This window comes from Mycobacterium sp. 852013-50091_SCH5140682 (assembly GCF_001665685.1).
Classification (GTDB): Bacteria; Actinomycetota; Actinomycetes; order Mycobacteriales; family Mycobacteriaceae; genus Mycobacterium.
The window spans coordinates 1-13,237 of record NZ_LZTB01000113.1 but is presented as its reverse complement, the minus strand read 5'-3'; the positions used below and the strand labels follow the sequence as shown (position 1 = coordinate 13,237).

At 64.8% G+C, this 13,237-nt stretch carries 12 protein-coding genes and 1 pseudogene; 8 read left to right on the top strand and 5 right to left on the bottom strand.

Annotation, left to right across the window (positions count from 1 at the left end):
• Window positions 1–57: 57 nt before the first annotated feature.
• Window positions 58–246 (top strand): annotated as a pseudogene (locus A5784_RS37865) (response regulator transcription factor); the annotation flags it as partial.
• 17 nt (window positions 247–263) lie between these two features.
• Here the strand turns inward: A5784_RS37865 and A5784_RS28575 are convergent.
• From A5784_RS28575 to hxlB, 4 genes are all read right to left on the bottom strand, one after another.
• Window positions 264–1,193 (bottom strand): glucose-6-phosphate dehydrogenase assembly protein OpcA, encoded by a 930-nt coding sequence (locus tag A5784_RS28575; RefSeq protein WP_064948239.1) that lies wholly within the window; start codon window positions 1,191–1,193, stop codon window positions 264–266.
• On the bottom strand, window positions 1,190–2,746 hold the full coding sequence (gene zwf / locus A5784_RS28570; protein ID WP_064948238.1) for a glucose-6-phosphate dehydrogenase: 1,557 nt from the start codon (window positions 2,744–2,746) through the stop codon (window positions 1,190–1,192). Before zwf ends, A5784_RS28575 begins: the two co-directional genes overlap by 4 nt.
• A 241-nt stretch (window positions 2,747–2,987) precedes the next feature.
• Window positions 2,988–3,611, bottom strand: a complete 624-nt coding sequence (hxlA, locus tag A5784_RS28565) for a 3-hexulose-6-phosphate synthase (protein ID WP_064948237.1) — start codon at window positions 3,609–3,611, stop codon at window positions 2,988–2,990.
• Between the two features lie 73 nt (window positions 3,612–3,684).
• Entirely contained in the window at window positions 3,685–4,284 is a 600-nt protein-coding gene (hxlB, locus tag A5784_RS28560; protein ID WP_064948236.1) for a 6-phospho-3-hexuloisomerase, read from the bottom strand.
• 296 nt (window positions 4,285–4,580) lie between these two features.
• Here hxlB and A5784_RS28555 point away from each other — a divergent pair, with 296 nt between their 5' ends.
• Both A5784_RS28555 and A5784_RS28550 read left to right on the top strand, forming a co-directional pair.
• Window positions 4,581–5,405 carry a FadR/GntR family transcriptional regulator gene (locus A5784_RS28555; RefSeq protein ID WP_064948235.1) on the top strand — a complete coding sequence of 275 codons (825 nt, stop codon included), beginning with the start codon at window positions 4,581–4,583 and terminating at the stop codon, window positions 5,403–5,405.
• The gene (locus A5784_RS28550; RefSeq protein ID WP_064948234.1) at window positions 5,402–6,124 is read left to right on the top strand and encodes a cache domain-containing protein; all 723 of its coding nucleotides are present in this window, start codon (window positions 5,402–5,404) and stop codon (window positions 6,122–6,124) included. The genes A5784_RS28555 and A5784_RS28550 overlap by 4 nt, the downstream gene beginning before the upstream one ends.
• Window positions 6,125–6,188: 64 nt before the next feature.
• Here A5784_RS28550 and A5784_RS28545 read toward each other — a convergent pair whose 3' ends face one another.
• Window positions 6,189–7,625, bottom strand: a complete 1,437-nt coding sequence (locus A5784_RS28545; protein WP_064948233.1) for an APC family permease — start codon at window positions 7,623–7,625, stop codon at window positions 6,189–6,191.
• A gap of 1,103 nt (window positions 7,626–8,728) precedes the next feature.
• Between A5784_RS28545 and A5784_RS28540 the strand changes: the two genes are divergently transcribed.
• The 5 genes from A5784_RS28540 (at window position 8,729) to A5784_RS28520 (ending at window position 13,038) form a co-directional block, all read left to right on the top strand.
• Window positions 8,729–9,115, top strand: coding sequence for a cupin domain-containing protein (locus A5784_RS28540; RefSeq protein WP_064948232.1), 387 nt, complete (start codon window positions 8,729–8,731; stop codon window positions 9,113–9,115).
• A gap of 14 nt (window positions 9,116–9,129) precedes the next feature.
• Window positions 9,130–9,597, top strand: a complete 468-nt coding sequence (locus tag A5784_RS28535; protein WP_064948231.1) for a dimethylamine monooxygenase subunit DmmA family protein — start codon at window positions 9,130–9,132, stop codon at window positions 9,595–9,597.
• Window positions 9,597–10,589 carry a PDR/VanB family oxidoreductase gene (locus A5784_RS28530; protein WP_082945136.1) on the top strand — a complete coding sequence of 331 codons (993 nt, stop codon included), beginning with the start codon at window positions 9,597–9,599 and terminating at the stop codon, window positions 10,587–10,589. The genes A5784_RS28535 and A5784_RS28530 overlap by 1 nt, the downstream gene beginning before the upstream one ends.
• Window positions 10,586–11,587 carry a heme-dependent oxidative N-demethylase family protein gene (locus A5784_RS28525; RefSeq protein WP_082945135.1) on the top strand — a complete coding sequence of 334 codons (1,002 nt, stop codon included), beginning with the start codon at window positions 10,586–10,588 and terminating at the stop codon, window positions 11,585–11,587. The genes A5784_RS28530 and A5784_RS28525 overlap by 4 nt, the downstream gene beginning before the upstream one ends.
• Window positions 11,588–12,051: 464 nt before the next feature.
• On the top strand, window positions 12,052–13,038 hold the full coding sequence (locus A5784_RS28520; RefSeq protein ID WP_064948230.1) for an HAD-IIA family hydrolase: 987 nt from the start codon (window positions 12,052–12,054) through the stop codon (window positions 13,036–13,038).
• Window positions 13,039–13,237 lie beyond the last annotated feature (199 nt).

Here is a 13,237-nt window from a genome sequence, read left to right as displayed (position 1 = left end):
CATACCAGCTGCAGCGTAGTCTCGTGGGCTCGGAGATGTGTATAAGAGACAGGGTGGGACCTCGCCCCCCGGGAACTCGAAGTGCTCCAGCACCTGGTCGCCGGCCAGCGCAACCGGACCATCGCCCTGACACTGGGGATCAGCGAGAACACCGTCAAGTTCCACGTGCGGAACCTGTTCCGCAAGCTCGACGTCAGCTCACGCACCGAGGCCATCGCGCTGGCCAACAGCCACGGCCTGCGGTGACGCGGTAGCGGTTACCGTCACGACGCTTTCTGCTGCACCGGGAAAGTTCCGAGGCTGCGCACCGTTTCGCCGAAGACCTCGTCGGGGTCGAGGCGGCGGAGTTCTTCGGCGAGGCAGTCCTGAAGGGTGGGGCGAGGCAGGGAGATCCGCTGCAGAGGCTGTCCCGGCTGGGTCAGTTCTGCCACCGACCGATGCGGCCGGACCAACTCGATGTCCCCGGCGGCACGGCTGAGGCGGACGCGGCGGATGCCGACCCCTGCGCCGTCGGCCACGACAGTCACCGGGACCTGCAGGGACAATTTGAGCCACGCCGCGAGCAGCAGGGTGCTCGCGGAGTCCGACGCGCCCTCGACGGTGACAGCCGTGATGGGCGAGGCATCCGCATGATCCAGCGCCGCCGCCAGCTGGATCCGCCACTTCGTCAGGCGGGTCCAGGCGAGATCGGTGTCGCCGGCCCGGTACGTGTCGCGAAGTCTTGCCAGCGCCACCTGAGGTTCGCCCTCGTTGGCCGAGTCGGTGATCCGGCGGTGGGCGATGCGTCCGATGGAGGTCTCGGCTGGGTTGTCCGGAGCGCCATGCGGCCACCAGGCCACGATCGGCGCATCGGGCAGCAGCAGGCCCGCGACCAGGGATTCGCCCTCGGTGGCCAGCTCCCCGTAGCCGCGCAGGATGATGACCTCGGAAGCGCCGGCGTCACCGCCCACCCGGATCTGAGCGTCCAGCCGGGTCGGAGCCGAAGCCCCGCTGTCGCTGAGGACGATGATCCGGCACGGGTGTTCGCGGCTGGCCTCGTTGGCGGCCTCGATGGCGTCCTCTTCGAAGCCGGAGCGGGTGATCACCACGAGGGTCAGCACCCGGCTGAGCGCGATCACGCCCCCTTGCTCCCGCAGGGTCGAGAGTTCCTTGGAAACCTTTGCGGTGGTGGTGTCCGAAAGATCTACGATCATGGCCGTCTCCAGGTCCGCCCATCGCGGGCAAGTAGCTCAGTGGCCGAGGCAGGGCCCCAGCTTCCGGGTGCGTACGGTTCTGGCTGTTCGTCGAGGCTCGCCCAGTAGGCCTCGAACGGGTCGAGGATCTTCCAGGACAGTTCGACTTCGTTGTGCCGGGGGAACAGCGGCGGCTCACCCAGCAGCACGTCGAGAATGAGGCGTTCGTAGGCCTCGGGGCTGGACTCGGTGAACGAGTGGCCGTAGCCGAAGTCCATGGTCACGTCGCGCACCTCGGTCTGGGTGCCCGGGACCTTGGAACCCAGCCGGATCGTGGCGCCCTCGTCGGGCTGAACCCGGATCACGACGGCGTTCTGGCCGAAGTCGTCCTCGGCGAAATCACGGAACAGCAGGTTGGGTGCGCGCTTGAACACCACGGCGATTTCCGTTACGCGGCGGCCCAGGCGCTTGCCCGCACGCAGGTAGAAGGGCACTCCGGCCCAGCGCCGGGTGTTGATGTCCACCCGGATGGCCGCATAGGTCTCCGTGGTGGAGTCCGCGGGGATGCCCTCTTCTTCCAGGTAGCCCAGGACCTTTTCGCCGCCCTGCCAACCGCCGGTGAACTGTCCCCGCGCCGAATGGGTCGACAGGTCATCCGGCAGCTTGACCGCGGCCAGGACCTTCTCTTTCTCGGCACGCAGATCGTCGGCGTCGAACGAGATCGGTTCCTCCATGGCCGTGAGGGCCAACAGCTGCAGCAGGTGGTTCTGGATGACGTCGCGGGCCGCGCCGACACCGTCGTAGTAACCTGCCCGGCCGCCGGTGCCGATGGATTCGGCCATCGTGATCTGTACGTGGTCAACGTAATTCGCGTTCCACAGCGGCTCGAAGAGCTGGTTCGCGAAGCGCAGGGCCAGGATGTTCTGGACCGTCTCCTTGCCCAGGTAATGGTCGATCCGGAACACGGCGTCCGGCGGGAACACGGACTCGACGACGTCGTTGAGTTGGCGGGCCGACTCGAGGTCGTGTCCGAACGGCTTCTCGATGACCACTCGGCGCCACTTGTCATTCTCGGCCTGCGCCAGCCCGGATTCGGAGAGCTGGCGGCAGACCTGTTCGAAGGCCTTGGGTGGGATCGAAAGGTAGAAGGCGTAATTGCCGCGCGTGCCGCGCTGCTCGTCGAGATCCTCGAGCGTGGCGCGCAGCCGCTTGAACGCCGTCTCGTCGTCGAACGCGCCTTGGACGAAGCGGATGCCCTCGGAGAGTTGCTCCCACACGGCCTCGTCGAAAGGTGTTCGGGCGTAAGCCTTCACGTTCGCCTTGACCTCGGCGGCGAAGTCCTCGTTCGTCCATTCGCGCCGGCCGAAGCCCACCAAGGCAAAGCTCGGCGGCAACAGACCCCGGTTGGCGAGGTCGTACACCGCGGGCACGAGTTTCTTCCGGGCGAGATCGCCGGTGACTCCGAACAGGACAAGGGAGGACGGACCGGCGATGCGGTTCAAGCGACGATCGCGCGGATCCCGGAGCAGGTTGCGTCCGGGCCTCACACTCGAATCACCGTGGTCAGCGGACATGGTGGAATTCCAGCTCTCGACAAGGCGGTACGGCGTCGTCGACCTCACGGTTGCGCGAAAGTGTCAGCGGGCGAGATCTTCCCAGGAAGGAGCGCGCCGCCGAGCGAAACACGTGTGCAGACGAGTACCGCGGCGGGTGAGTTGATGCGATATTTCAGGGTAGAAAAACCAAAAGGTGGCGTCCCGCAACTGCTTTCAGGATGCGGGACGCCACCGTTATGGGAGTGCTAAACGATCAGGATCAGGCGATCGCGGCGCGCAGTTCCTTCGCGGCGGCGGCCGGGTCGGCTGCACCGTAGATGGCGCCACCGGCGACGGCAACCTCTGCGCCGGCCTTCTGGACTGCGGGGATGGTGGCAACCTTCACGCCACCGGCCACGGAGAACGGAACGCGAGCCTTCTCGCCGGCGGCGAGCAGACCGTTCAGGTCGAAGCCGGGCTTGGCCTGCTCGTCCAGACCAGCGTGCATCTCGACGAACTTGGCACCCAGGGCGCGAACTTCCTGTGCACGGGTGGCCTTGTCCTCGATGCCGATCAGGTCGACGACGACGCCCTTGTTGTGGGCCTGGGCGGCCTTGACGGCACCCGCGATGGTGGAGTCGTCGGCCGAGCCGAGGACCGTGACCAGGTCAGCGCCGGCCTTGAACGCGATGTCGGCTTCGAGCTCGCCGGCGTCCATGGTCTTCATGTCGGCGAAGACGATCTTGTCCGGGTGAGCCTTCTTGACGGCGGTGATGACCGACAGGCCTTCGGCCTTGATCAGGGGGGTGCCCAGTTCGATGATGTCGACGTACTCGGCAACCTTGCCGGCCAGCTCGAGGGCGGCTTCGGTGGACAGCAGGTCGATGGCGACTTGGAGCTTCATTGGGTGCCTTCTTTCTGTTGGGTACTGCGATGGGTATGGAATGTGAAGTAAGAGTTGGTCGTCGAGGTCCGGGTCACTCGAGGTTGGCGTGGCGCGTCCAGAGTTCCTCGGCCTCGACCTCGGTGTGATCCCACAGCGACTGGAACACGGCTTCGGTGACGACGAACAGCACCTGCTCGAAAAGGGATCCGGCGTACTGCCGCGAGATGTGCGAGCCGTGATCGGTCTTCTGCGCGGCGGGGATGATCACCACGGCGTCGGCCAGACCGGCCAGCGGAGAATCCGGGTTGGTGGTGAAGGCGGCGATGCGCGCGCCGGCCTTCTTGGCCGTCTCGGCGGACTTGACCACACCGGAGGTGGTGCCCGAGCCGGAAGCCACCAGCAGCAGATCGCCGGCTGCGATTGCCGGGGTGGTGGTGTCGCCCGCGACGTGCACGGTGAGGCCGAAATGCATCAGCCGCATGGCGGCCATGCGCAGGACCAGCCCGCTGCGACCGGCGCCTGCCACGAAAACCCGTCCAGGCCGGACGATTTGGCGAGCGAGGACAGCCACCTGCTCCGGGTCGACTTTCGCCGCGGTGTCCGCGACCTCGTCCCGAACAAGGGAAAGGTTGTTGGTGATGTCGTCTCCGACGACCTTCACGGCGCCGTCGGCTTCTGCGGCTTGCGTCATGGTTACCCCCTTCGATCGGTCGTCGGGCCGTGACGGCCCGAACGAATGATTGGCTTGACTGAAACCAATAATCCCGAAGCGAACGGGTGGGGGTAATACTGTTTTCTGACGGTTCTGACTACACTTTTGGATTGGTCAGCCACCCTGACCCCTCCGTACGGTCCCGGCGGAGCGTGCCCAGCCGTGATGTGCCGAGGGCCTCAGCACCCCAACCGCGACGCCGTAGTCGGCACCGCGGGCCACGGCTTCGACCTAGGATCGACTCACCTCGTAGTCCATTTTCGGAGCGCAGACTTTTGGCCACGCCGACCCCCTTCCAGTCGCAGATTTATCGGTCCCTGCCGGAAATCGAGAGGGCCGACGCGATTGTCGAGAGAATCTCCAAGGCGATCGCCCTCGGGCTGCTCAAAGTAGGTGAACGCCTGCCCCCTGAGGCCGCGCTTTCGGAGATGTTCGGGGTCGGCGGCGCGACGCTGCGGGAAGCGTTGTCGGAACTGCGCGAACGAGGGGTCGTCGAGACGCGCCGCGGCCGCAGCGGGGGAACCTTCGTCGTCAATCAGCCCGAGCCCGAGACCGACATCATGCGGGAGTGGTTTCTCTCGACGTCCATCTCGGAGATCCGCGACATCGGTGACGAACACTCCGCCATCGCCGCCGCCACCATCCGGCTGGCATGCGAGCGAGCAGAAGCACACGACTTCGACCGTCTGCAAGAACTTGCCCGAGCCCTGGTCCTCGCCGAGACCCCTGAAACACGCGCATCCGCCGACAGCCGCTTCCACATCGAATTGGCCGTGTCCGCGCAATCACCGAGGCTGGCCAACGCCGAAATCCGCCTCCAGGAAGAAACGGTTCGACAGCTGTGGGCGCCCTTCACGGTCGCAGAGGCCTACGACCCGGAACGCGCAACCGCCGAGCACCTGGAACTGGTCCGGGCAGTGGCTCAGGACCAGCCCGAGAGGGCCCAGAAACTGACACTGGAACACATCAGGCGCAACATCTTCCACTTGATCGACACGAAACTCGTTCTCGGGTATGCCCAGTCGAGACCGAGCAGTCCAGCGACCGCACCCGACGGCAGTTCCTCCGCTGAGGCCGCAATGATTCAGGAGGGCCAATGAACTCGACCACTGAAGTCTCCCGGGCTGTCGACGCCCTCACCTCGTGGATCAACGGCGTCGCCACCGAAACCAAGAGCCTCGCCAAAGACGTTGCCGCGCTGCTCGATCGAAATCTCGCGGGCAAATCGAAGGTGAGCCGGGCGGCGCTCACCGGATTGGACGAGCTCTCCCGAAATTTCCTGACGAAGAACACGTACGCCGTCGGCGCGGGCACCTTCTTCGCTGCGGCCTCCGTCGAGGAGGGCGGCCACGCGTTCGAATGGTGGTTCCGTAAGGAATCCGGCGCCCTGGGACGCCTCGATTTCGACATCACTCCGGGCAGCGCCCGGTATTACGACTACGAAAAGCTGCCGTTCTTCTCGACCGCCGCTGCCACAGGTGAGCAGACCGTATGGGGCCCGTACATCGACTACTCGGGCTTCGACGAATACATCCTCACGTTCATGGCCCCGTTCTCGGTCCATGGGCACTTCTCGGGAGTGGCCGGCTGCGATATCCGGCTCACGGACCTGGAGCCCATCATCATGCCGGATCTGCTGTTGATTCCGGGCGATGCCGCCCTGGTCAACGCCAGCAACCGGGTCATCCTCGGCAATTCCGGGATGTATTTGGTGGGTGAGCGCATCAAATCCGGTACGCCCGATCAGCATCGAGTGACTCTCGATGTTCCGCACCTGGGGCTCTCGTTGATCTACAGCACCAACCGCCAGTCCTCCTGACTGCAGACATCCGAAAGACGGGAAGGCAGAGGTTCTGCCTTCCCGTCTTTCTCGTGAGTGCTCGCTAGCCGGCGACAGGAACCACCTGAGCCTTTGAGCGGTGCCATTCATGCTGGGAGTACGCCCAGATCGGGATGTAGACCGCCAAGACGAGGAAGCCCACCCAGGTCGGGGCCCAACCGATCTCGAGGCTGTTCAGGTACACCACGCCGACGACACACAGCGGCAGGTTGAACAGACCGAACGCCAGGGCGACGCCCTTCCAGCCCTTGGGTGCCTTGAAAGGCCGTTCCAGGCCGGCGAAGGCAGGATCCCGCTTCGCCTTGACGTAGGCGAACAGGCTGATGCCGTTGGCGCAGGTGTAACCGATCGCAGAGGCAGCAACGATCGCCGCGGGGTTTCCCATGGAGATCAGCACCAGGTTGAAGACTGCGATGACCAGCATGGCCACCCACGGAGTTCCCTGTCGGTTGGTCTTGCCAAGGGCCTTGGGAAGGTTGCCTTCCACGGCCATGGAGTGCATGGCACGAGACGAACCGAGGTAGGCCGTCTGGATGATCAGGACCATGGCGGCGATCAACATGATGATCGTGATCGCGGAACCGGCGGATCCGAAGACGGCGTTGGCGACGGGAAGCAGCGGCGAAACGGCCTCGGCCTGAACCCCGTCGACGCCGAGCACACCGATCACCGCGGCCTCGACGAGCACGAACGAGAAGAAGCAGATGATGCCGCACGAGAACAGGGCTTTGGCAACGTCTTTGGCGGGATTCTTGTATTCGGGGCCGTAGATTGCCGCGGTTTCCCAGGCACAAGCACTCCACTGGGCGATCGCGAAAACGCCGAACAGGATCAGGATGTGGTGCAGGTCCCAGGACCAGTCGGCGGGCATCCAGTCACCGGTGATCTTGGACATGTCGAAATGTCCTGTGGCAAAAGGCGCGACGGTCAGGATGACCAGCGGGATCAGCGATATGGCCGCCAGAACGTAACCGAGCTTGGCGCCGTCTTTGAGGCCGAACCAGTTCACCACGAACAGAATGCTGAAGATCACCACGCCCGACATCAGCGACAGCTGGTAGTCGGTGAACATGTCCAGCGCGGGGAACACCCCGTGCAGGTAGCCGCCGACCAGGATGGAGAAGATCGCCAGTACCGGCGTCCAAGCGAACCAGTAGCTCCACGCGCTGAAGCCGCCGAGCAGCTTGCTCATGTCGTACTTGCCCTGGCGGTTTCCGTTGCCGAATACGTGCTGCGCAAATCCGGGCAGACCCGAGGCCTCCGGAAAGGCGGTGGCCATTTCGGCATAGGCGGTGCTCTGCGCAAAACCCTGCAGCACCGACAGACCCCAGACCAGGATCGCGGCGGCGCCGAGATACATGGGGATGTAGCCCAACGAGGGCAGGATCAACAGTGGCACGCCCAACGCAATGGCCAGGCCCTGCTTCCAGTCGATGGACCTCTTCAGGTCACCGACTTCTTCAGAATGACTTTCGGTCACAAGGATCTCCCTTTGGATATGTGAGGGGTGTCGATTTTCGACAGGTGCGGGTGGCTGGGAGCCGAGCGAGTCCTCCGTCGAGGTCTTGCGGAAGGCACCGGTGTGGGCGGGGCGTGGGGGCCGGAGTGTCTCTCTCAATCCGCGCCCTCGAAGGGTGTCGGACCGCTCCCGCGGCACCTTCTGTGAGTTGGATCACGTCAGAGGTTACAGCTTAATGTTGCAGTCCGGTAGCTTTTATCGAGACTTTTTTTGGCACACGCAGCCGACGCACAGGAGAGACGCCCTCCGTCGGCTTCCAGAAACCCGTGCGGGATGCCCCGCCACAACGCCGCCAACAGGCAAAACGCCCCCTGCCGCCAGGCGGGAAAGCTACGCCAGGCGCCAAACCTGGCAACTCGCAGTGAAAGATCGGCGGGAACCCTGTGAACGTCGGCAGCCGGGCGGTCAACACCCGGCCGTCCCCACCGGTTGCGGGCATGCCAGACGCACCCGAATCGGGGCCCGGAAGCCGCCCCGAGGCCACAACGTTGCGATTACCGACGCGACCAGGCATGAAATCGCTTGTTCGGGAACAGATCCGCCTCAGCCGGGACCTCCGATCCGGAGCTGAATGCGGCGCTGGAAACACGGCGACGACGACTCGCGCCGCAGGCACGGCGGAGTCGAGCGGGGCCGGCAGGTGGCGCCTCGGCGAAGATCGGCGGCAGCTTCCTCAGGCTTGCGCCTCAGGACGTCGAAGCGTCACCGCTGGTAGCGGTACCGCGGACGACCGCTGCGGGCACAAGGGATTCGCGCGACGCGGGCCATCCAGCCCAACCAGCCGTGAATATTTCTAAAAAAGTCTGGACTAGATGAATTAAGTGGCGTAACTTCAGCGGTGGGACGTGATCGGCATCACAGCAGCAGAGCTCAAGCCAGAGCTCGGCTGGCCTTCATGGAAGAGCGGATGTCGGTCGCAGAGGATCCCCCAAGGGACCTCGACCCGGGAGCTCCTGACCTAGTTTTCGGCGTGCCGTCACGCGCACCGAAATCGACCAGTCCTGTCGAACGACGGTCAGGCCCGACAACCGTGATCAGCTCTGACACAACAGGAGTAAGCAAGCATGACGACAGAAATCACAACCATCGGAACCCTCACCAAGGCTGGGGCCATCCACAAGGTGGAGAAGGGCTACGAAGGGCTGCCGAGCATGAACGAGCCCGGTGTCGACGCCGCGATCGGTGATTCCCTCCACAACCCGGAAGGGACCGTCATGAGCTCGGGGTTCTTCGAGCTGAAGAAGTCAGAGCCCTTGGTGTACACGTACACCTACGACGAGATGAAGCTCGTCGTCAAGGGTGAGTTCATCCTCACCGACCTGGACACCGGCGAGGTCACCCACGCCAAGGAGCGTGACGTGCTGTTCTTCCCCAAGGGCACCACCGTCAAGTTCGAGACCCCCGAATACGGCCTCGGCTTCTTCGCCGGCGACCGCACCTTCGCCCCGTAAGGACACCAAACCCCATGCGTTCCACGTCTATGTCGTTGGAGCCGGGTTTCCGCGGTGTCATCTGTGCGTCGTTCGGCGACACAGGTGACACCGCGGGTCGGGACACCGGTGACCGGCCCAGATACGACCTCCATTTCACATCAGCCAACCCGGAAAGCCTCGCCGAGCTGAGGTCCGCGCTCGACCGCTCATGCGTCGGCGCCCGTCTCGTACTCGTCGGCCCGGCAGTCGACGTACATGCCGCCTCCGCCGCCGCCCAAGCCTGCGGCATGGTGGACGAAGAGATCACCCTGCTGCCCGATGAGGACAGCCCGTGGGTCGTGTTCTGCGGCCATTGCCACGTCGGCACCACCACTACCGGTGTGCACGGCTCCGTCGAGGTGCCCTGCCAGGGATGCGGCATCGTCCTCGCCACCACCGACCACTTCTCTCGCCGGCTCGGCGGGTACCTGGGTTACTCCGCCCACGCCGAGGAGGCATGATGACCGCCACTGAAGCCCTCCAGCCCATCGTCCACCCGGCGATCGAAGACGGCATCGAGCTGGAAGTGACAAGCCGTGTGATGCAGACGGATTCGATCGTCAGCATCGCGTTCAGCGACCCGTCGGGGGCCACCCTGCCTTCCTATGTCGCGGGCAGCCATCTGGTGATCCAGTACGGGGATTCCGCGAACCTCGGCGCGAACGCCTACTCTCTCACCGGTTCTGGCGACGATCCGACCGAATACACCATCTCGGTCCTGCTGGTCGAAGACGGCGGTGGCGGTTCGTTGGCCATGCACCGGCTCGTCGTCGGCGACCGCGTGTGGGTTTCGCGCCCCCGCAGCAACTTTGCGCCGATCACCAACGCCAAGCACAGCCTGTACGTCGCCGCAGGCATCGGAATCACGCCCTTGGTTTCGCACGCCATGAACGCGGCCAAATGGGGCGTATCGGCCTCCATGATCTACGTCTACCGGCCCGGCGAAGGCGCGCATGTCGAGGACGTCCGGAATCTGATGGGACCGGCGCTCACGGAATGCCATGGCCGCGAGAGCTTCCAGCAGGTCCTCGCCAAAGCGCTCACCACCCAACGGCTCGGCACTCACCTCTTCGTCTGCGGGCCGGCCGACTTCATGGATTCGGTCCTCAACCAGGCACGCGAGCTGGGCTGGCCGGAGGCACTGCTTCACCTGGAGCACTTCGGCGCGGGTGAGCTGGACGCGGGCGAACCGTTCACGGCGATCCTGGCCCGCAGCGGCGTCCGATTGGAAGTTCCGCCCGGCGTCTCGTTGCTGGAGGCCCTCGAAAAAGAGGGCAAGCAGATCCCCAACATGTGTCGCAAAGGCATCTGCGGCGAGTGCACGATCCCCGTATTGCGGGGAACTCCTCAGCATCGCGATCTCTACCTGAGCGACGAGGAGAAGGAAGAGAACGAACTCATGATGTGCTGCGTATCCCGCAGCTTGGGTGAAGAATTGGAGTTGGACCTGTGACCATCACCTTCGACAGCGACCTGGACACGGCGACCCTGCCGGATCGGATCCGTCGTTTTCCGTTCCCCTACACCGGTGATAAATACCGCTACAGCGCCAACGTCGAGCCGTCCCGCAAGCTGACGGAGACCGAAGCCGGCGGCTGGGGCACGACCGTGGTGGACGTCGACGAGTTCTACGTCGAGGATCTGAAGCTGCGCGCCGAGGTCCTGCAGCGGGATCCCTCGCGCATCAACGCCCTGCCGCACATGCGCCCCGCAGTGTGGGATGCCATCACCACCCTGCTGCCCGAAATGGCCGAGGACAATCCCGACAAGATGTCCTGGCAGCGCGACGGGGACCACGTCCGCTGGCGCAACACCCTGCTGAATCTCGACATCGAGTTCACCATCGGCGACGACGCGTCACTGCCCACCGGCGATCCGTTGGATTTCCTGGGCAGCCAGATCCAGGACGACATCGTCTTCCTCGAGCAACGCGACAAGGCCCTGTGGCTCGACGCCGGTGTGGTCACGTTCGCCGCGGACTGGTCCATCGGATTCGACGTCGGCATGAGCTTCACCGAGATCCACGGCCCTGTGCCGCGGGTCAAAGAGGAAAAGATCATCTCCCGGGCCCAGCACTTCCTCATGAGCCTGCAGCCCGGCGAGTCCTACCGCCGGACCAACTGGACCATGACCATCGACCGGCGCCTGGACACCTCCACGGAGACCTATCCCAACTGGGCCGCGGACCGCAGCACGATCTCCACGGACCCCGCTCTCCCGGAGCGCGTCCATCTGCGGGTGGAAGTTCAGCAGCTCATCCGCCTGCCCCGCTCGGGTTCGATCCTCTTCCTCATCCGGACCTACCTTCTGCCACTCACCGACATCGCAAAGGTCCCGGCCTGGCGTAAGCGCGCGGGCGAGGTTCTGGCCGAACTCCCGGATGACATGGCCGAGTACAAGGGCATCATCCGCTACCGCAAAGCCGCGTCCGACTGGCTGCTGTCCGGATAGGATGGCGGCGAGCTCTGCCCGTTACGCCGTCCCGGCTGATCCGGCAGCTCAACCAATCCGCAGTCACCGTGTCTGAGACTCGTCGCGCACAAAACCAACCAAGGAAGTTATCCCGTGACTCTCGTCAGTGAAGCCCGAACCGTCGTGGGGGTTACCCACTCTCGGGACGCGCGCTCTCCCGAGGCCACTCCTTGCCCGGTTTCCGTCCCGATGGACGGCGCGAAGTCGTTGTGTCTCAACGGACTGCACGAGCCGGCCAAGGGCTTGGCAAGGACCCGCAGATCGTTGCGGGCCCTTGCCAAGCGGCGTATCGCCGATCTGCACGTTGAGGTCTGCGTCGGCCCGTGGTCTCTCGGATGGTTCGGCGACGCCGACGGACGGCGTTTGATGCGGGCCCCGAGCCGGGCACCCCGCAGTATCAACAAGGCGCAGCCGGCTTGCAGGACCGGCGAAGTTAGGAAGCGATGACGACTCGGCTCATTGACAACTTCGACGGCGTGCTCGCCGACCTCGACGGCGTCGTATACACCGGCCCGAGCGCGATCGATGGCGCCACCGAGGCGCTCGACAAGCTGGCAGGCGAGGGCAAGAGCCTCGCATACGTGACCAACAACGCGTCGCGCTCGTCTGAAGAGGTCGCAGCCCACCTCAGGGAATTGGGTGCGCCCGCGACCGCCGAGCAGGTGTTCGGATCTGCCCTGGCCGGCGCGGAACTGCTGGCTCGTCAGGTGCCTGCGGGCGCGACCGTGCTCGTCGTGGGCAGTCAGGTCCTCGCGGACTCGGTGACCAAGCAGGGACTCGTCGTCATCTCCGCATCGGACGGTCAGCCCGACGCGGTCATTCAGGGGTTCTCCCCCAACCTCGGCTGGAAAGATCTCGCCGAGGCCTCCTACGCGATCCAAGCAGGTGCCCTCTGGGTCGCGACGAACTTGGACATGACCCTTCCGCAGGAGCGCGGGTTCGCTCCCGGTAACGGGGCACTGGTGGCCGCGATCGCCACCGCTACCGGCAAAATGCCGCTGGCCGCAGGGAAACCGGAACCGGCGCTCTTCGAGACGGCGGCGCGCCACTCCGGTGTCGAGCGCCCCCTCGTCGTCGGCGACCGGCTGGACACCGACATCCTGGGCGGTAACCGGGCAGGCATGGACACAGTCCTCGTGCTGACCGGCGTGGACTCACCCCAGACGGCCCTGACGGCCCGCGTCGACGAACGCCCCAAGTACATGATCCGATCCCTCGGCGAACTCTACGAGGAATACCCGGAGACCACCGCCGACAACGGGGCCTACTCCTGTGGCGATGCAGTGGCCCGGGTGTCGGGCTCGAAGATCAGCATCGATGGCCGTGAAGATGACCTCGACAGCTGGCGCGCCGCGTGCGCAGCCTGGTGGGCGGCCTACCCGGACACGACGCCGGATGTTGCGCCGGAGATCGTTTTCGAGGCCGCCTGACGGGCGTCGTTCACACGAAGAATCCGGTGTAGGTCAGAGCTCCCCCACCAGTGGCGGGGGCTCTGCCCTCGCTGACATATCCGGTTGCGCTGCCGGTGGAAAAGCGTTTTGCGGTAACAACAATCGAAAGGCTGCTGGATGACGAACACGGGTAGGACCGGGACGGCTCAAATCGGGGTGACGGGTCTGGCGGTGATGG